Annotated in this window: 13 protein-coding genes, 2 pseudogenes and 1 other annotated feature; of the genes and pseudogenes, 2 read left to right on the top strand and 13 right to left on the bottom strand. The window is 37.2% G+C overall.

What is annotated here, in order from left to right; all coding sequences use genetic code 11:
* Positions 1 to 245: 245 nt before the first annotated feature.
* From MLE14_RS06610 to MLE14_RS06600, 3 genes and pseudogenes are all read right to left on the bottom strand, one after another.
* Positions 246 to 1,343 (bottom strand): threonine aldolase family protein, encoded by a 1,098-nt coding sequence (locus MLE14_RS06610; protein ID WP_243297569.1) that lies wholly within the window; start codon positions 1,341 to 1,343, stop codon positions 246 to 248.
* A 39-nt stretch (positions 1,344 to 1,382) separates the two neighbouring features.
* Positions 1,383 to 3,065, bottom strand: a pseudogene (locus MLE14_RS06605) (glutamine--tRNA ligase/YqeY domain fusion protein).
* A 69-nt stretch (positions 3,066 to 3,134) separates the two neighbouring features.
* Positions 3,135 to 3,390, bottom strand: a binding site (T-box leader).
* A 474-nt stretch (positions 3,391 to 3,864) separates the two neighbouring features.
* Entirely contained in the window at positions 3,865 to 5,031 is a 1,167-nt protein-coding gene (locus MLE14_RS06600; protein ID WP_243297568.1) for a DUF4317 domain-containing protein, read from the bottom strand.
* Between the two features lie 251 nt (positions 5,032 to 5,282).
* On the opposite strand from MLE14_RS06600, the gene MLE14_RS06595 reads away from it, so the two are divergent.
* Positions 5,283 to 6,254: a bile acid:sodium symporter family protein gene (locus MLE14_RS06595; RefSeq protein WP_243297567.1), complete on the top strand. Its 972-nt coding sequence runs from the start codon at positions 5,283 to 5,285 to the stop codon at positions 6,252 to 6,254.
* A gap of 407 nt (positions 6,255 to 6,661) precedes the next feature.
* Positions 6,662 to 7,870: an MFS transporter gene (locus MLE14_RS06590; protein WP_243297566.1), complete on the top strand. Its 1,209-nt coding sequence runs from the start codon at positions 6,662 to 6,664 to the stop codon at positions 7,868 to 7,870.
* Positions 7,871 to 7,987: 117 nt separating this feature from the next.
* Here the strand turns inward: MLE14_RS06590 and MLE14_RS06585 are convergent, their stop codons facing one another.
* The 10 genes and pseudogenes from MLE14_RS06585 to nadB form a co-directional block, all read right to left on the bottom strand.
* Positions 7,988 to 8,374 (bottom strand): iron chaperone, encoded by a 387-nt coding sequence (locus MLE14_RS06585; RefSeq protein ID WP_243297565.1) that lies wholly within the window; start codon positions 8,372 to 8,374, stop codon positions 7,988 to 7,990.
* A gap of 43 nt (positions 8,375 to 8,417) precedes the next feature.
* Entirely contained in the window at positions 8,418 to 8,963 is a 546-nt protein-coding gene (locus MLE14_RS06580) for a GrpB family protein (protein WP_243297564.1), read from the bottom strand.
* Positions 8,964 to 9,005: 42 nt separating this feature from the next.
* Positions 9,006 to 9,851 (bottom strand): annotated as a pseudogene (locus tag MLE14_RS06575) (AraC family transcriptional regulator).
* Between the two features lie 595 nt (positions 9,852 to 10,446).
* Positions 10,447 to 13,953, bottom strand: coding sequence for a bifunctional 2',3'-cyclic-nucleotide 2'-phosphodiesterase/3'-nucleotidase (locus MLE14_RS06570; RefSeq protein WP_243297563.1), 3,507 nt, complete (start codon positions 13,951 to 13,953; stop codon positions 10,447 to 10,449).
* A gap of 189 nt (positions 13,954 to 14,142) precedes the next feature.
* Positions 14,143 to 15,072 (bottom strand): phosphotransferase enzyme family protein, encoded by a 930-nt coding sequence (locus tag MLE14_RS06565; protein ID WP_243297562.1) that lies wholly within the window; start codon positions 15,070 to 15,072, stop codon positions 14,143 to 14,145.
* A gap of 168 nt (positions 15,073 to 15,240) precedes the next feature.
* Complete coding sequence (locus MLE14_RS06560; RefSeq protein WP_243297561.1) at positions 15,241 to 16,719, bottom strand: aldehyde dehydrogenase family protein; 1,479 nt, start codon at positions 16,717 to 16,719, stop codon at positions 15,241 to 15,243.
* 277 nt (positions 16,720 to 16,996) lie between these two features.
* Positions 16,997 to 17,983, bottom strand: coding sequence for a quinolinate synthase NadA (nadA, locus tag MLE14_RS06555; protein ID WP_313897736.1), 987 nt, complete (start codon positions 17,981 to 17,983; stop codon positions 16,997 to 16,999).
* Between the two features lie 27 nt (positions 17,984 to 18,010).
* Complete coding sequence (gene nadC / locus MLE14_RS06550) at positions 18,011 to 18,850, bottom strand: carboxylating nicotinate-nucleotide diphosphorylase (RefSeq protein ID WP_243297559.1); 840 nt, start codon at positions 18,848 to 18,850, stop codon at positions 18,011 to 18,013.
* Positions 18,819 to 19,133 (bottom strand): hypothetical protein, encoded by a 315-nt coding sequence (locus MLE14_RS06545; RefSeq protein WP_243297558.1) that lies wholly within the window; start codon positions 19,131 to 19,133, stop codon positions 18,819 to 18,821. The genes nadC and MLE14_RS06545 overlap by 32 nt, the downstream gene beginning before the upstream one ends.
* 11 nt (positions 19,134 to 19,144) lie before the next feature.
* Entirely contained in the window at positions 19,145 to 20,398 is a 1,254-nt protein-coding gene (nadB, locus tag MLE14_RS06540) for an L-aspartate oxidase (RefSeq protein WP_243297557.1), read from the bottom strand.
* Between the last annotated feature and the right edge of the window lie 66 nt (positions 20,399 to 20,464).

Here is a 20,464-nt window from a genome sequence, read left to right as displayed (position 1 = left end):
GCACCCTATATGGCGTGCATTTTTTATTGTATTAATTGGTTTCTTATCGGTTGGTACATCGGTCATTATTTACTTAAATCCTTGAGTAAGAAGTATAGAAAAAGAAATACCTGATTTTCTAGATGCATACCCCATCACCAGCTACTATTGAAGTAGAGGCAGCAAAATAAATGCACAGTTCGGAAATATAAAAAAGGTGCCTCCATTCAATGGAAGACACCTGACTTTGCTTGTCGCTTGTGTACCTAACAGAACTTATCTTTCATTAATTGATCTAGCAAATTGAATGTTTTTCTTACGATGTTTTTCGGAATTTCAGTAAAATGATCTCCCAAACTTAGCTCAAAATAACAAGTCTGTTCATCAGTATCTTTTAAATAACTAGTGATTCCAATCCCCGATTGTTGTTGGACCTCTATCAAAATAGGTTCTACTTCTTCTTTTGCATAAGGAAAATGTACATGAAACATATTTGAAACAGGGATGTTAGGACGTGTTGAAATTCCGTAGCAAGAATTGAAATACTCAGCCAATTCTTTAGCATTCTCATAATACTGCCCCATTTTTTCGAAACGCGTTTCAAAATAATAATCTGCTGGAATGATATACGGGTACAAACTAATCAAATCACCGCCATAACGCCGTTTCCAGACCTTTGATTTCGCTATAAAATCAGCGTCTCCTGCCAAGATTGCTCCTGCAATCCCGCCAATTCCTTTATAAAAAGAGATATAAACACTGTCAAATAAAGCACTGATTTCAGCAGCAGATTTCTTATAGTAAGGCAGCACTTCTAGTAATCGGGCTCCATCAAGATGCAGCTTGATCCCTTTTTCTTTACAATAATCAGAAATCTGTTCCAAAGTTTCAAAGCTTGGTAATTGACCGCCTATCTCCCGCTGAGGCAATTCCAATAATAGACAAGAAATCTCGTCCTTTAGTTCCACGACATCTTCAAATTCAATCACACGGCTTTTATCAGCGAGCAATATCGTTTCAATATGATGGATTTCTTTCAAGCCATCTTGTTCATGTATTTCTAAATGACTTAAAGGATGATAAGCCACTTTTCTGATTCCTTTTTCATCACACCAGATCCGTAAAGCAATCTGTTGTGCCATTGTCCCGCTTGGAAAAAAGATCGATTTTTCCTTGCTTAAGAAAGCAGCTATTTTTTCTTGAAAATCTTCAATCACCTTTCCTGATCCATACATGTCGCTTTCTAATTGACCATCCACATTCTGAAACGCCTTTTTTAATACTTGAATATTACGTTTTCCATGCTGAGCTAATTGGTAGTTGGCTTGATTGTATGCATCTTTCAGAGAACTAATTCGATTCATTTTCTTTACCCCTATTCCTGGTTCATGGTGAACCTCTTTTTACACTTTTTTACCCTTCCAAGAATCTTTCAGAGCTACAATCCTATTAAAAATGAAGTTATCATCCGTTGAATATGAATCTAAACAAAAATACCCATGCCGGATAAATTGAAACCTTTCGTCAGACTTTGCATTTGATATAGATGGTTCTATCATACAATTTTTATGAATGATTCGGGAATAGGGGTTTATTTTTTCTGACCAAGTTATTTCAGGGTCCTTCATAAGCTCTTCATTATCAAATAATTTGTCATATAAATGAACATCTGCTCTTACAGCATGTAAAGCCGATACCCAATGAATCGTTGCCTTTACCTTTCTCCCTGAAAAACCAGTTCCGCTTTTGGTTTGTTCATCATACGTACAACGAAGCTCCAGAATTTCACCAGTCTTTTCATCCTTAATTACCTCATGACACTTTATAAAATACGCACCTTTTAACCTCACTTCCGAATTTAGCGACAGGCGTTTAAACCCATTAACAGGGACCTCCATAAAATCTTCTTTTTCTATATAGATAACTTTAGAAAATGGTACATGTCTAGTACCTAAATCAGGATTTTCTGCATTGTTTTCTATCGATAAAAATTCCGTTTTTCCTTCCTCATAATTCGTTATCGTAACTTTTAGGGGATTGAGAACAGCCATCACACTATTCACTTTCGGCTTGAGCTCGCTGCGAAGAATACTCTCAAGCAAAGAGTAATCGATCGTGCTTTGACTTCTGACAAAGCCAATTTCCCCGATAAATTTCCTAATACTATCTGGAGTGACACCCCTTCGCCTTAACCCGCGAATTGTTGGCAGACGCGGATCATCCCAGCCGTCCACATACCCTCCTGCCACTAATTCCCGTAAATATCGTTTACTCGTCACAGCTCCTGTTATATTGACTCTGCCAAATTCTCTTTGTTTTGGGGGTTCATCAATCTCTAATTCATTTAAAACCCATTCATAAAGCGGGCGATGGTCTTTAAATTCTATCGAACACAAAGAATGTGTAATATCTTCCATGGCATCTTGAATCGGATGAGCAAAATCATACATCGGGTAAATACACCATTCGTTCCCTGTCCTATAATGATGAGCATTGATAATTCTGTATAGGACTGGGTCTCTTAATTTGATGTTAGGCGAATTCATGTCTATTTTTGCTCGTAAAACCTTTGATGCTGTTGGAAATTCACCATTTCTCATTTTTAAAAATAACTCTAAGTTTTCATCTATCGTACGATTTCTGTATGGACTATCTTTACCAGGTTCAGTTAAAGTACCCCTGTATTCTGTGATTTCTTAAGGAGTTAAATCACAAACATATGCTTTTCCTTTATTAATTAGGGTAATCGCAGCATTAAATATTTCATCTGAATAGTCTGACCCATAAAAGATTCGATCTCCAGGATTGTAGCCTAACCAATTAATATCCTCAATGATTGCATTTACATACTCGATGTCTTCCTTTAAGGGATTCGTATCATCAAAACGTAAATGGAAGGTTCCATTAAATTTTTGCGCTGCCATATAGTTTGTATAGATTGCATAGGCACTGCCAATATGAAGATAGCCATTAGGCTCTGGCGGAAATCGTGTACAAATTGGCCTGCTGAACGTACCATTATCAATATCTTCTTGAATCAGTCTTTCAATAAAATTTCCGTTTATAATAGCTTTATCATCACTCATTTTGGTCCCTCCAAAATTGTTTTTACATTTTATCCAATAAAAAAATCCCACCCCCAAGACTGCTTAAGTCTTGGGGACGAGATTTGAATCGCGGTGCCACCCCAGTTTGTTAATATGTCACCATATTAACCTCTTCAGGTACGGTATGAACTTTTATACTTATACCCTAGCTCTATAACAGGAGCTCCTGTCACACTATCCCTAAATTAAGTTCCAATGTGATGCTCAGAGGCTTGGTTCAATAAATCATTCTTACTCCTTTTTCAGCATCCGGAGCTCTCTGTAAAGAATGGATTTTATCTACTCTTCTCATCATCGCACGTACTTGTTTTAAATTTTATATATAATACCAACTATTGAAAAATTTGTAAAGAGAATAACTATACGGTAATTTTTTATATTTTAACATGATTTTGCGAATTAATACCTATATTCTATTTGGTTACACCAATTACATAAACATAAAAAACTGGCTTTAATTCTTTTAACTCTACTCTAATATTAGAAAATCCAATATGTCAATGTAATTAAAAATGTCTTCTCCTAGTTTTTTGGATGTTTCTTCTGTCCCATCTTTCATGAAGGGTTGAACCGTTATTGCTATAATACGCTCTGATTTAAATTTTTCGATCACTGCATCTTGTCTATCTCAATTAATAAACAACGTTTTTCGTTGAAGTAAACTTGGACTGATCTTGCACTAAAATATTTCATTCAACTCCAAAATAATGATTATGATCGAGAAAAATAAGCAACTAGTTGCAGGGATCGTCATAATTAAAATTTGACGGACTCTGAACTAGAATACCTCTGGAATCATCTTAAACCCTTCAATCACCGCGTCTTCATCGATCTCAATCAGCAGACACCGTTTCCCATTATAGTTTACCTGTTTGACGTATTTTAAATCTTGTGGACTAATCGAGATTTTCGCTACTTTGGTGTCTATCTTAATCGATTTGGATTTAAAATTCGGGACAATGTTACTTGCTTTAATCTCATACTTTTCATCATCCATAACCTTTTGAAAAGCCATTTCCACTTTCTCTGTATTAACGTCTTCTACACCGCTAATCTTTAACACACGTTCTACATCTTTGTAATCCAGTTTTGGCGGCTCATCTTCTTCGTTTTCATCCATCACTCGATTAATTTCTTCATACACATTTGCAAGTGTTGATGCATCAAGCTGATCTCCAACGACTTCTCTTATAATTTCCTCAAATACCTCTTTATCTTCCTGTGCGGTCATTGACATTTCCGCATTCAATACTTCCTCTATAAAATGAGGATTTGGTTCATTCTGTTTTCCAGATGAATACAGAATATGGTTTACGTCAGCCGAGTTTTCTTTAAAAGAAGGGAACAAGAAACCCCCAATAGGAGATGTGAGATTGATAACCGAATCTACCACTATATTATATTTAAATACTTTTTCCACATAATCAAATAACAGTGTCTTTTGAGGTTCTTCTGTTTTATTTATACAGCACAAAATAAATGAGTGCTGATAAACCTCATCCCGCTCGCTCTCTTCCGCTTCCTCGTTCCTTTTTTTCGTTGGTTTAAAAAAGGTCCCGCGGATGAAAGTTACAACCACATCGTACTTGTATTGCACGTCTTTAATCATCTTCTCCACGAGCAATAGCATTTGCTCAGTCCAATCTTCCATTTCACCAGATTGCAAGGCTTCAAGTAGGATCGTCTGTCCATGGTTCTCATCTTGTCTTTGTTGAAACCTTAATTCAAAGAGTTTTGAATCTATTTGACCAGTAAGTATCTTTTTAAAGTTATTCAAAAATAACTCCTGCTGTTCTCGATCTAGCATCTGGAAGGGTTGACTCTCTTGATGAAAGATATCACTGCTTTCCTTTCTTATGAAGACATTGAAGATATCTGAAATGTTCATTAAGTCATTATCGGGCTTGAATTGTTTCCGAATGTTTGCGATGTCTTTTTTGTTCATGTTAAGTCCAACTCCTAAGCTGTTATGTAAAAAATAAATAGGAGTTGCCGTAGCAGCTCCTATGCTAGCGTTATTTACCAAAAAATATACCGATATGAATTAAATCTTACCTAAAACATTTTATCACATTACTTTCAAAAAGATATTCTAGTTTTTATATAAACACAACATTCTGAGTATTGTTTTTATTCTAATAAAAACATATAATAATAGAACACTTTTATCATTAAAACTGCTAAAGAGGTGTAAAAATGAAAGCTTTAGAGAGACTTAGTCAATTTGTCGGCAACACTTTTGCCATCTGGGTGCTTCTATTTGCAGCCCTAGCATTTTTCTCGCCATCTGCCTTTACGTGGATCGCACCCCATATCTCACTCTTATTAGGAATTATTATGTTTGGTATGGGTTTAACTCTATCTGGAGGTGATTTTAAAGAGGTATTTAGACGGCCAAAGGATGTAGCAATCGGGGTTGTCGGTCAATTTGTCATTATGCCAGGTCTTGCTTTCTTGCTTGCAAAAGGGTTGCAGCTCCCGCCGGAAATTGCGGTTGGTGTTATTCTCGTAGGATGTTGCCCTGGTGGAACTGCTTCAAATGTTATGACGTTCCTGGCAAAAGGTGATGTGGCCTTAAGCGTTACGATTACGTCTGTTACGACTTTACTTGCTCCACTGGTCACACCTGCACTTATCTTATTGCTGGCTAGCGAATGGATCCCTGTAGATCCTGCGGGATTATTTTTATCAATCGTGCAAATTGTCATTGTTCCGATTGTTCTAGGAGTTTTAGTTAAGAAATTCTTTAATCGTCCAGCCCAAGCAAGTGTTAAGGTACTACCGCTGGTTTCTATTATCGCGATTGTAGCCATTGTGACTGCTGTTGTCTCTGTAAACCAACAAAATATTGCAAAAACCGGACTTATCATTTTTGCTGTTGTCATTTTACATAATGTCCTTGGCTATTTATTAGGATATGTTTTTGGAAAACTCTTTAAGATGGATCTATCCAAGAAGAAAGCGATTGCGATTGAAGTGGGCATGCAAAATTCAGGATTAGGTGCTGCCATCGCTTCTGCTCACTTTTCACCATTATCCGCAGTACCAAGTGCGATATTCAGTGTATGGCATAATATTTCAGGGCCAATATTGGCAACGATCTTTAACCGGATGAAAGATAATCAATCAACCCATGTTGATTCGAGTAAGACCCCCGTTACTAACTAAAAAGAAAACACCTTCTTGTGATTCAAATATCACATGAAGGTGTTTTTTATCTTATTTCTCCTCATTTTTTTCTTTTACGTTAATGGTAATTACGTAATTATAGTAAGTCAGTTTCAGCTTTGGGACAGCTGCATAGGAGCAGGAGAATACACAGCATCAAATATATCTGCTTCATTTAAAATCACGTCTTAAGCGTTTAGTCTAAATTTTATGGCGGCTTTTACACTCATCTTTATGAGGAAACAGGGGGACGGTTCTTGCGTTTCGTGAAACGCAAGAACCGTCCCCCTGTTTCACACCTAAATTAATTATTTCTAAAATTGAATATTTCGTGAATAGAAATTTCGTGGTACTATTAATCTAATATTTTTTCAATTACTTTTTCTTTTCTTAGGAGATGGAATAACATGCCAACATGGCAACGGAATTTATGGGTACTTTGGATCGGAGTTTTCTTTACAGCCGCCAGTTTTTCTATGGTCATCCCTTTTTTGCCAATCTTTCTTTTAGAAATAGGTGTACACGACCATACGGAAATGTGGTCTGGACTCATATTTGGCGCTGCGTTTTTTGCAGGTGCGATTGCCACACCATTTTGGGGGATGATTTCTGACAAATACGGCAGGAAACCTATGATCATTCGTGCAGGACTTGCCCTTTTTGTTATCTATATATTAATGGCTTTTGTCACAAACCCTTATCAAATATTAGCACTACGAATTCTTCAGGGGCTATTAAGCGGATTTATCCCTGGTTCCATTACATTAATTGGCACAAACACGCCAAGTGAAAAAGTAGGTTATGCGCTTTCCCTTATATCTTCTGCTTCTGCAACAGGGATGATATTAGGTCCATTGTTAGGCGGAGGTATGGCTGAGCTTGTGGGAAATCGATGGGCGTTTGCAACAGCGGGAATTATCGTTGGTATTGCAACGATCCTGATTATCTTTTTTGTAAAAGAAGAGAATTTTAAACCAAACAAAGAAAAAGGCTCTATATTAAATGACTTCAAAATCGGATTAAGCAATAGGCCATTCTTGCTCGTGTTAATTCTTACGCTCGTTGTCAGTTGCTCAATCATGACAATTGAGCCGATTCTTCCGCTATACATTGCGGATTTAGGCAGTTCTTCCAAGTATGCTACTTTCTTGACAGGAGTGGTCATTTCACTGCCTGGTATCGCAAGTGCTCTATTTGCTCCTCGTTGGGGAAAATGGGCAGATAAAGTAGGGTTTCAGCGTGTTTTATTTATAGGACTTTTAGGTGCTGGAATTGGTACAATAGCTCAAATTCTATTTACAGAAATATGGGGATTTTCTCTTATCCGATTTGTGTATGGTATCTTTTTCTGTGCGGTTTTCCCTGCATTAAATGGACTCGTTGTAAAAACAACCCCAGAAGAATTCCGTGGACGCGCTTTTAGTTTAAATCAAACTTCAAACCAATTAGGCGGCATGATTGGTCCAATTATCGGGGGCTTTCTCGGAGGAATACTGCCGGTCCAAAGCTTATTTGTAATTACAGGATTGTTACTTTTAGTTGCAATGGGAACGGTATATTTACATTCAGGCGAACTGAAAAGCACTATCAAGAGAGAAGTTTTACCTAGAAAGTAATAATATAATTGTACACTTCAACTCTTTTTATACAATTGAAGTGTACAATTTTTCATAAGCCAAAATATTTATCAATTTCCTCAACGCCCATTGTATTATCTTTTGTATAATAAGAAATTATTTTTTCTTTTTTAATTTTTCTTCAGCTTTCTTCGTATTTTCCTCTACCCTAAATTTCACGATATCAGCGATTAATCCATATGGAATCGGCCTATCAAGAGGAAACTGAACTGCCCCTTTCGAACTCTTATATTCCGATAACCGATGAGCAAAAGCTGTTATTCCCGTTGGAGTTGGATAAAATCCGATGTGTTTGGGGTGGGCAGCGAAATGGACAAGATTTCCATGTAATTCAAAGGTTGGCATTTGATAGCTTATTTTTTCCTTTGCATCTGGCGCATTCTCTTTTATAACCTGACGGATTTTCTTAAGTATTTCCTGAACATCATGAGGAAATTGTGAAATGTATTCATCGATTGTTTTAAACATTCGCTTTCCCTCCATCAAATTATTTCCTTCTTCGTACGGATCCCGGTTAAATCTATGATTAAACCTGGTTCCCTTCATTAGTAATTTTATTCCGCAAAGCCCATTCTTTTGCTTTTATAACTAAATTATTAACAAACTGCTGCTTTCCTTCTTGGTATTTATAATGTTCATTTGGAAACTGCTTGGCTAAGCATATTTTCAATTCACCATATTTTTTTGCTTCCTCAGGATTGTTGAGCAAGTATTCTTTAAAATCTAAATGGATTTTAATTTGTTCACTGTCCACTTGAAAGATATGTACATGATGAGTTCTTTGATCCTGACCTTTAGAAAAAAACCTTCTTCCAGCAATCCCATTCTCACCCTTTGGTTCATATCCAGATGCAATCATTTGACCGTTATAATCATTAACCTTCTCAATGTTCTTTACAGCTGTCAAAATATCAATGATTGGTTTAGCATAACCTATTGCTGGTACAGACGTGCTTCCAATGTGGTATATTTCAACCAATTCATCTTTAAAAATATCTTTTAGGATTCTCTCTTCTTTTTTATATAATTGTGCCCATTCCTCGGTCCACGGAAGTATTTTCGTTTTTCTCAAAAGTGGTCACCCTTTTATGAATTGTTTTGTTCAAGAAATAGCTTATAAAGCAATAACAGGAACCCACAGTTCGTGCCTTGGTTTATGCTTTGGTCCGTAATAACATTCAATACAAGGCAAATTGGCGAGTTCATAACCCGATGTTGGCACCCATTCAGTATATAAGCGCTTCCATGCATCTGCTACGTTCGGGAATACTGCCCACATAGTTGGAGGGATTATAAGAGTTTCCATACCACTTGGAGGCTCTCCGTCATAACGTACACCCATAAAATATTCAAATTCTTCATCTGTGATGGCTGCTTCTTTCCCGCAAACACCTAAAAGACTTTCTAGTGTGCATTTTGGATTTTCCCATGACAGATCAATTAATTCTTACATAAATCCATCTTTCTTTGCATTGTTCCATAAAGTAGGGATTGTTTTAAATGCTCTGCTAGTTTTTACTGGCTTGCTCTTTCCTATAATTCTTAATTCATAATCAAGATTTTCAATTCGATACTCCATTTCTGTATCTCCTTTAATCGATATTTGAAAGGAGATTCTTGGAAAGGCTTTTAATTGTACTCCATTGATGCGTGCATCGGAGGGTTTAATTCCATGTGTCTTTTGAAAAGCGCGTGCAAATGAGTCAGCAGACACATATCCATATTTAACGGCTACATCAATAATCCGGATATCACTTTTTTGAATTTCGAATGCAGCAAGAGTTAATCGTCTTCGTCTAATATATTCTGAGAGTGATATACCTGCAATTGATGAAAACATCCTTGAGAAATGATATTCAGAACAATACGCTTTCTTCGCAATCTCTTTATAATCAATCTCTTCATCAAGATGATTTTCAATATACTCCAATGCGTTGTTCATTCTTTCTAGCCAATCCATACATTCACCCCTTCTATAATAATCTATAAAAAATGAAAATTAATTGACCGACATTTCATGCACCAAAATGTAGGTAACGAACTGTTATACATTACTTTTCGGCTAAAAATACTTCCAATTTAATTAATTTTAAATATTCACCTGTTTATTTATCTATACATCGAGCTTATCAGACCCTTGATCAAAAAGAAAAACCAAAGAAAGTCATCCGAGTCATTTATAACAATATCATTTTTAAATTATACTCATTTTTTAAAAAAATCTCATCAATTCTTGTGCAACCTTTTTTGGTTTTCCGCCTCTATTTAAATAACGTTAGCCCATTTGTCCCCCAAATAGCTATAACCAGTGCTGACACTAAGTATCCTTCACAAACTATTTTTGATAACGAGCTGTAAAGTCACTGGACACAAACCCATTAATAATTCGAGGCGCATCAAATAAAGCAGCTTTATGAATCAAAGGCAGTTGAGGAGTTCCTTCGAGACAGATAAGAACAGATAAAGATCGAGAAGTACCTTTCAAGTTAAATACATTTTCAATACCAAAGAACATAAAAAGCTCTCAAGAGAATCGGCTCTTGAGAGCTTTTGTCTTAGTTTACTCTTTCAATTCTTCCTTCAGACTTATAGTCAAATGGGGAAGTTAGTGATTTGATGTATTCAACAGTAGCATCTAAATCAGTTGGGCCGACTTCCATATTACTAGAAAGCTTACCAATGCTTGTACCAATATTTCCGTACATGTAATTGTTTACGACCACAGTATATTCTTTCGCTGGATCAATCGGCGTTCCGTCTGGTAAAAGAATGTCAACGACTTTACCAGTTTTTGCTGTATCGTCATATGTGTACGTGTATTTAAATCCAGAGATATGGTAGTCTAGACCTCTTGCTGTAATTTGCTCGTCTAAAATTACTCGCAAATCTGCACCACTTAGACTCACTTTATTAAGCACATTACCAAATGGCTGAATCGCAAATACGTCACCGAATGTTACTTCACCAGCTTCAAGATTTGCACGAACTCCTCCGCCGTTCATTAAGGCAAAATCGGAATCCATAGCAGCTCTCATGCCATCAGCAATCAGGTTACCTAAAGCTAAATCGCCAAATTGACTATTAACAGTCGGATAGCCTTTAACAAGGGTCGAAAGAGATTGTCCCACCACTTGTGCTTTAATAGGTTCAACCTTTTGCTCATACTTGTCCATTATAGCAGCAACTTCTGGGTCAGGAGTGTATCGATCTTGGTATACCGTTTTAATCTCTGCAGACTTCTTGAAAATATCTCCTGTGAATGGATCAATTACTAGTTCTACATCAGAAAAAGCAGATCCATAGGAATAAGCTTGTACAATAAGCTTATTATCGACTACACGGTTTACTTTCACATGGTTATGAGCAGCAAAAATAACGTCTACTTCATCATCTACTTGTTCTGCAATTCTGCTAGCATCATAGGAATCAGTATATCCAGTTTGTAATGCAGGATTATGAGCGAGAACGACAATTGATTCGACACCTTGAGCTTTTAACTCTTCAGTGTACTTGTTAATGGCTTCAACTTCATCCGTAATTTTAAGAGTTTCATTGCCTTTTGTCACAATCATATAAGGAGTCTCTTGCGTTACGACACCGATGACTCCAATCTTTTGTCCGCCGGTCTCTAATACCGTGTAAGGATCAGTAATTAAGTTTCCATCTCTAGTGTCAAACGCATTTGCTGCTACAAGAGGGAAGTTTATTCCATCGTAGCCAGGAGTACCATTGGGATGGTCACCACCGTACATCATTCGCTTTAATTCATCAATTCCTTCATCAAATTCATGATTTCCAAGTGTACCTGCATCAAAGCCGATATTCTCTAAAATTTCAATCGTGGGTTCATCTTGGAAGAGAGCCGAAATTAACGGGCTTCCTCCGATCATATCGCCTACATGAAGCAATAGGGTGTTCGGATTAGTGGATTCCTCTTGTTTCAAAGCTGCTGCTGTATACTCGATATGACCTGCACTTGCATTTCCAACTTTTGTTACTGTATCTAACTGGCCATGCAAGTCATTCAAGCCTAATAATTGTACATTTACTCCGCGATTAAGGTCTATATTGAAAATGCCATATCCTTTTGAATCTGTTTGGCCAGTGTAAGAGAATGGACTGTCTTCTCCAATGTATTGCTCTGCATTTGGTGAAGTTTTAAAAGTCACGTTCACATCTGCAGAAATAGGTGCAATTGACCAGTTGTTATCTGCTGTTGGCGTGATTTCTTTTTCTTCAGAAATATAGTCTATTAGAATTTGTCTATTTTCATCAGCAGAATCAACGACAATTTCACTTCCTTTTAATCCAGGGAAGTTTCCGCCTCCACCAACACGGTAGTTATTTGTTACAACAATAAATTCTTGCTCGGGGTCTATTGGTTCGCCATTGTATTCTAGGTTTACCACACGACTAGCATCAGGGTTAATTACGTTACCGTTTTTATCATACTTAGCAGGCTGAGTAACATCAATTTGATACGTAACACCATCAATAACGTCAAAGTTATAAGCAGGGAAAGCAGTATTTAATAGCTCTTGCTCAGTTGTTTTAGAAGGGTCAATTTGATTGAATGCACCTGCAGACATCTCAATCCATTCCTTAACAACTGAACCTTTTACTTTTACAGCCTTTAAAGTGTTGTCGTAAAGGTATAAGTCACTAGCACTGCGGATTGTTAAATCGCCTTCTTTAATTTCTGTAAAATCTTCTGCACCGTTACGTCCAGCCTTAAATGGCGCACCGACTGATAGAATTGGAAGGTCTTTTAATTCTGGTTTGTTGAGACCAATATACTTCTCTACATACCATTTTTGTGCATTTGTAACTACTTGAATCGATGGGTCATCCTGCACAAGGGCAAAATAGCTATGAATATCATCGGTTGTTGTTCCGATAGGTGTATTTACATATTCAATAGTCGCTTCGTGATCAGCTTTTACAGCGTCCAAAATGTCTTGGTCCGGTTGCACAGAATCTACTATTCTTACAGATGATTGTGAATCAGCCACAGACCATTTTCCTTTAACCTTTTGCAGGGTAAGGTCAATAATTCCTAAAGCTCCACCGCCGTAACCAGCTTGTACAGCAGGCACTCCATTAATGGTTCCTTTCGCATTATCTACTCCCGGCAGCGGCTTTCCATCTGCACCTTTAAATAAAGCATCCAAACTTGCTTCATTAGCAGCCGGGAATACTTTATGAGTGTGGGAGAAGGTAATTGCATCAATGCCTTCTACCTTACTTAATGCGTATACTGCATCTTCTGTATTTGCCTCGTTACCGTTGAATCCGGAGTGAGCCATTGCAATAATAATGTCTGCTCCTTCTTCCTTCATTAAAGGAACATAACGCTCGGCTGTTTCTACAATGTTTTTCGTAATGACCTTGCCATCAAGATTTGACTTATCCCACTGGTTGATTTGAGGAGGAACAAATCCAATATAACCAATTTTAATAACATTGTTTTTTCCGTTTTCATCCTTTACCTTTTTCTCAACAATTTTATATGGAGTATATTTGTTTACATCATTAGTTGGATCGTTATCATGATCATCAACATATACATTCGCATTTACGACTGGGAATTCCGCATCATCATATACTTCTTCAAGGAATTCTAGCCCGTAGTTGAATTCATGATTTCCGAGTGTTGCGATATCGTAATCCATTAAGTTCATTGCTTTAATAACTGGGTGAACCTCGCCGTCCTCTAACGGATCAATCTTGGCTTTATACGTTCCAAGCGGAGTCCCTTGAATAAGGTCACCATTGTCTACCAGTACAGAATTATCAGCTTCTGCTCGCGCCTGTTTAACAAGAGTAGCGGTTTTGGCCAAACCTAGCTTTGGTGCTGCAGCATTTTTGTAATAATCATAGTTTACTAGATTCGTATGAATATCAGTTGTCTCCATAATACGAAGCTCGACTTCTGATTGAACTTTATCAACCGAAGGCTTTGCTGCAAGTACATTGGTTGGTATTAAGGGTGCTGCCAGTAAACTAAGGGCAATAGTGCCAGATAAAATCTTTTTACCTTTTCTTTTGCTTAGCAGGTTCATTCGACCATCCATCCTTATAGTTTTTTTAAGATATTCTCTTATTTGTAATATAGCATGGTTATTGTAAAAGCGGTGTTAAAAGAATATTACGGTTGACAAGTAAGATTTCGAAACAGCAGAAATCATTCTATTCCATAAAAATTCCTCCAATAAATAAAATGTTTTATCGCTTAAATCCTATTAAATTAATTAATCCCAGTTTGATAGAAATATATCATCCGTTATTTTTTTCTTATTTTCATAAATCCACATAAGCATCGCTTTATTACTTTTATATAGAGGTCTATTATTGGAAAAGTACGCCATGAATATCAGTTGTATACACAACATGACGTGCCAGATTGAATTTTTTTCACAATCAGTTAATGGATTCAACTGGTTATATTTATCTAACATTTTATTTACAAATCTGAACCAGTCTTCCCTTGCTGAGAGATCGGAAAATACTTCATTCAAAACACTGGTACAGCAATAACAAAGATCAAATATTCTTACATTGATTTCTGCAATTTCAAAATCTATAACTCCAGAAAGACTATAGCCTTTAAAAATAAAATTAAAAATATGAGCATCCCGGTGAATTAATTGTTTTGGCAGGGATTCTATACGTTTTTGAAACTCTGCACCCATAGTTTTTACAATAAACTGTACATCCTCACCCGTATCGACTTTTATGATTTCTTTTAAGGCATATTGGGAAACCATGTTGTATAAATTTTTTTCTATGAAATTTGAAACATCTGCTTTTTCCATTATGATGTGTAATAGAGCGAGTGTTTCGCCAAGAAGACCAGGAATGAACGGGTTTTTTAGGCTGTCTGCAGCACAAACTGTTTCCCCTTCGATAAAGTTATACAGGCAATAGCTGATTTCATTGTGGGTGACGATAGTATCGCCATGTTTATTCGGTAATGGTATTTGTACATTCAGACTATTGGACTTAATATAACGTAAAAGATTATTTTCATTTTCAGTTTTTTGCACATTCCCCTTTACCTTTAATACAAATTTTTCACCATTTACTGTAATTAAGAGAAGTGCTCTATCAGAAAGCTTTTTAGTTTCCTTGATATTAATACCCCAAGGTTCACAAATAGTTGAAACGTCGATAATGTTCATAGTTCATACCTGTCTCCAAGATGATTTTTTTAATTTAATTTAACCAATAAATACTTCTCTTTCCTATTAAGTAAATCCTTTATTTTACATTTTATTAAAAAAAAGAAACCCTTCCTAAAGAAACAATTTGTTCCTTACAAAAGGGTTCACTTTCAAAAGAAATTAATCTTACTCTGGAATATAAGGCAATTCTAAGGTCTTCGGCACGTTAATTACATGTGTCTCCACATAAGATTTTAGTCCTTCTTCCCCATATTCTCGGCCAACGCCTGACTGTTTAACTCCGCCAAATGGGAAACGGACGTCTAAACCTTGAACTGCGGCTGTATTAATCATCGTTGTTCCCGCCTCAACCTTCCTTGCGACTTTAATGGCATGCTCTTCTTCTCCCCACACAGAACTAGTTAAACCGTAAATACTCTCATTGTGCAATTCAATCACTTGCTCCTCATTATCGAATGGCAGAATCGGAACTGTCGGACCAAATTGTTCTTCGACAACAATCGGATCACGGTAATCAGCACCTAATACTAAGGTAGGCTGCAGGAAATAGCCATTGTCCATAAGCTCTGGGTTCAATATTTTTCCTAATTTGATTACTTCTGCACCTTTACTTCTTGCATCATCAATCAGACTTTGTACATACTTGACCTGATTTTTATTGTTTACTGGACCAACTGTAACGTCCGGATTAAATGGATCTCCTACCCTGATCCATTTGTTTGCTGCCTCAATGTACTTTTCAACAAACGCATCATAAATGGAACGATGGACATACACTCTCTTCGCAATCATACAAATTTGGCCAGCTGTTAAAAAGTTTGAAATAACCATTCTCCGCATCGCACGCTCATCGTTCACATCAAAATCATCCAAAACGATTGCCGCATCGTTTCCTCCCAATTCCAACGTCATCTTTTTAATGGTGTCTGATGCTGCCTTCATAATACTTTTGGCGGTTTTGGTTCCGCCCGTAAAGGCAATCTTTGCAACTTTAGGGTTTGAAGTCAGCTCGACCCCTACCTCTGCTTCGCCATGGACAAGATTTAAAACTCCAGGCGGAAATTCATCTGCAATCAATTCGACTACTTTACTAACAGCAAGCGGTGCATATGGGCTTGGTTTTAAAACCATCGTATTGCCAGTTAACAAAGCTGGAGCGATTTTAATAGTTGATAAGGAGATTGGATAATTCCAAGGAGTAATAGCTGAAACAACTCCAATTGGATCCAAGGTAATAATAGTTCTTCCATTGTCGTGTTCCTTGACTTGCGGTTTGATAACATCTTTTACAATGCTGCAGGCATACTCCATCCACATAAGAGAAACAGCAAATTCACCTTCAGAATCATATAAGGCTTTCCCATGTTCTCTCGACAACAGGTGGGATAGTTCAGGAATCGCAGCCTTTATTTTTTGGATCGCCCGCTGCATTCGGTCGACTCGATCGTCCACATCGCTCCATTTCCAATCTGAAAAAGCAGTGTACGCAGCCTCAATGGCACGAACCGTTTCCTCCTTGCTATTTAACGGTGCATATCCAACTACCTCATCAGGATGGGTAGGATTTTCACGAGGAAAGGTTTTTTCAGTTTGAATTTTTTCGCCATTAATGATGGCATTTACTGTAATTGGTTCATGAGTCATAGTTAGTGCCCCCGATTGAATTTATCATGCTTAGTATGATGTTGATTCAACTGGTATATTCTTAATTGTACTTGATATCTTTCTTCTCTAACCAAATTTTCTCTTCTTTTCCATTCCATTTAATGGTTACCTCGAAAATTACATTAGGCTTATTGCCAAATGGTTCAAATTCCATGTCTTTTGGAATTTGAGATGTACCGCCTCTGATACTGCCATGGACGCTTACTATACCTTTTTATAGTCACACAAGTCAAATCAATCTTTTAGTTCTACATCATTAACCAACAGAGACCATTCGTTCAATAGAAAGCTTTGCTTTCTCCGCTATTTCGGCAGGAACCTCAATAACATGCTTATTTTCTTTTAAAGCTGCTAGAACCTTTTCAAGTGTAATCATTTTCATAAATGAACAAACCGCTTTAGGATTGGCTGGAATGAATTGCTTCTTGGGATTTTGTTTTTGCATTTGGTGAATGATCCCTACTTCCGTAGCAACAATAAATTCAGCTGCCTGCGAGTTTTTAGAGTGTTTCAGCATGTTTCCCGTAGAAAGAATATGTGTTTTATTCTTTGGCAGTACATCTTCTGACATCAGATACATACCTGAAGTAGAGCATCCGCATTCTGGATGCACAAGAAGTTCGGCTTCTGGATGCTGTGAAAGAACACCTTCGACCTGATCAGGAGCAATCCCGGCATGAACATGACATTCTCCCATCCAAATATGCATGTTTTCACGTCCTGTTTCGTTCTTTACAAAAGAGCCCAGAAACATATCCGGCAAGAAAAGAATCTCTTGATCTTCAGGAATAGATCGGACAATATCCACAGCGTTGGAAGAGGTACAACAATAATCGCTTTCTGCCTTAACTTCTGCAGTTGTGTTGACATAAGCAACTACAACAGCATTTGGATGCTCAGCCTTCCATGCACGAAGCTGGTCGGCTGTGATGGAATCAGCTAAAGAACAGCCTGCTTTAAGGTCTGGAAGCAACACGGTCTTCTCTGGGTTCAATATATTTGCAGTTTCTGCCATAAAGTGAACACCACAGAACACGATTACATCCGCAGAGGTGTTTACCGTAGCACGTGCAAGACTAAGGGAATCACCCAATACATCGGCAATATCCTGAATTTCTGGAAGTTGATAGTTATGAGCGAGCAGAATGGCATTGCGCTTTTTCTTCCATTCCCGAATTTCCTCTATGATGCGGCTTTGCATTTCAGTAACTGTCATTTTTACGTTCCTTTCTAATTTTTTTATAGTAAGATATCAAGCTTGCTTTCTAACTCACCTAGGTAAAGCTACTTTGACACTGATATCAAGTGATCTGTATGAATGTGTTAAAAATCCAAGAGAAATATAATGAACGCCTGTGTCACCATACGAAGCCAAATTGTTTAATTGAATCCCTCCTGAAGCTTCAGTAATGATATGTGGCGGTACCAACTTTATGAATTCCTTAATTTCATCCGGAGTTCGGTTATCAAACATAATAACATCTGCACCTGCTTCGACGGCTTCGATTACTTGTTCTTTTGACTGTGTTTCCACTTCAATTTTGACCATATGACCTATATTCTCACGAACCATCACTACGGCACGTTTAATGGAACCTGCAAAGGCTATATGATTATCTTTGATCATGACTCCATCATAAAGGCCATAACGATGGTTATATCCTCCTCCGCTACGGACAGCGTATTTTTCAAGCATTCGCAGACCGGGTGTTGTTTTTCTAGTATCGCAAATTCTTGTATTTGAGCTATTCAGCGTCTCTACTGCTTTTCGTGTTAAAGTAGCGATTCCGCTCATTCGCTGAACAAGATTAAGGATGACTCGTTCACCTTTTAAAAGAGCGGAAATTTCTCCTGAAACAATTGCCAATCGTTGTCCTGCTTCCATGATTTCCCCGTCTTTGACAAACAATTGTATATCAACATGAGAATCCAAAAGAGAAAATCCCGTCATAATAATGGCTTCACCACAAAAAACGCCCTTTTCCTTTGCTAAAAAGACGATTTCTCCTTTTGTTTTATCTAAAAAAATCATATCTGCTGTTACATCTTGTTCACCAATGTCCTCCATTAAAAAGTGCTCAATTAACGAACGCAGTTTCAACGTGTTCATAACGGATTGCCACTTCCCCTTTACGCTTAAAAATAATCATTTTCTTTTGCCATTTTTCATCGTTTTCATACGGAAAATCACTTCTAAAATGACCACCGCGGCTTTCTGTTCGGATGAGAGCTGCATGCGTAATCAAAAAAGCATTTATGTACATAAAAATGCTTGTAATATCTTCAACAGAATAATAATCTAGTTCCGTTAATTCTTCTAATTTTAATTGCTGCAGCCAATTTAATTGTTTTTCTAAGTGTTTTTTAGAACGGACAATTCCAACTCTTTTCATCATCCGATCCTTTAAAACTTGAACATCTGGAAGAGGTACTTTTTTTCATGGTAGAAATCCGGAAATTTAGGTAATTCCGGCAAAGGATATTTTTTTGAAATTGATTGAATCCACTGAGCTAGCTTTTTTCCCTGATAAAGACCTTCTAACAGGGAATTGCTGGCTAATCGATTTGCTCCATGAAAACCCGTACATGCAGCCTCTCCAATAGCAAATAGGCCATTTATAGATGTACGGCCTATTAAATCTGTTCTAATGCCACCCATTAAAAAATGACTGCCGGGAACAACAGGAATTCTTCCATCTGATGCATGTATTCCATGCTCTTGACAAATGGCTGTAATGGAAGGAAACCTATTCTCAAAGTTTTTGATACCCCTAATATCTAGAAATATTTTGTATCCATTTTCGATATAATTAAATATCGTCTGAGAAACGATATGTCTGGGAGCAAGATCTTTTAAATGATGGACACCTTCCATAATCGGCGTTCCATCTTCCGTTACTAAAATAGCCCCTTCTCCTCTAACAGCTTCTGAAATTAAGCCTTTTGTTTCCCCGTCGATATATAAAAGTGTAGGGTGAAATTGGATAAATTCCATATCTGTAATTTCTGCACCTGCCAAAAAGGCCATTGCGATCCCATCTCCTGTTACAGTCGTGGCACTTGAGGTATATGGATATAATTGACCGCAGCCACCCGTAGCAAGAACTACATAATTCCCGTAATAAAAATGGATTGTACCATCGGGATTTTTGGCTTTCACTCCCATACACCGTTTCTGCTTATGATCCATTATTAATTCATAAGCAAAAACATTTTCTTCAATTTTTATATTTTTGGTTAGTTTACTAATCAAGTATTCTATTAGATTTTTCCCTATACGATCACCCTCGCTATGAACGATTCTTTTTTCACTATGAGCTCCTTCAAGCCCAAGTGACAAATTTCCGTTTCGATCCTTGTCAAAAATAGAACTTTGTTTCGAAAGTTCGCCAATCAATGTTGGAGCTTCGTTCAATATGGTACGAACAATTTCCTCCTTATTATGAAATCTTCCCGCTTCAAGTGTATCCTTAAAGTGCTTTGAAGGATTATCATCGATTCCAAGGGCAGCAGCAATCCCTCCTTGAGCCAAATATGAATTCCCTATATGTATGCGTGATTTTGTGAGAATCTTCACATTCATTTCATCACTAAGGCAAGAGGCAAGCTGTAATGCAGCGACTCCACTGCCAATAATAAGAACATCATACATTTCCATGAAGTAAGCCCCCAAAAATTACTACTGTCTTGACACCTATCTTTACACATTTTTAAGCCAATTACA

It is taken from the genome of Bacillus litorisediminis (assembly GCF_022808645.1).
GTDB lineage: Bacteria > Bacillota > Bacilli > Bacillales > JC228 > Bacillus_BF > Bacillus_BF litorisediminis.
The sequence above is the reverse complement of the archived record's forward strand: the minus strand, read 5'-3'. Positions and strand labels throughout refer to the sequence as shown.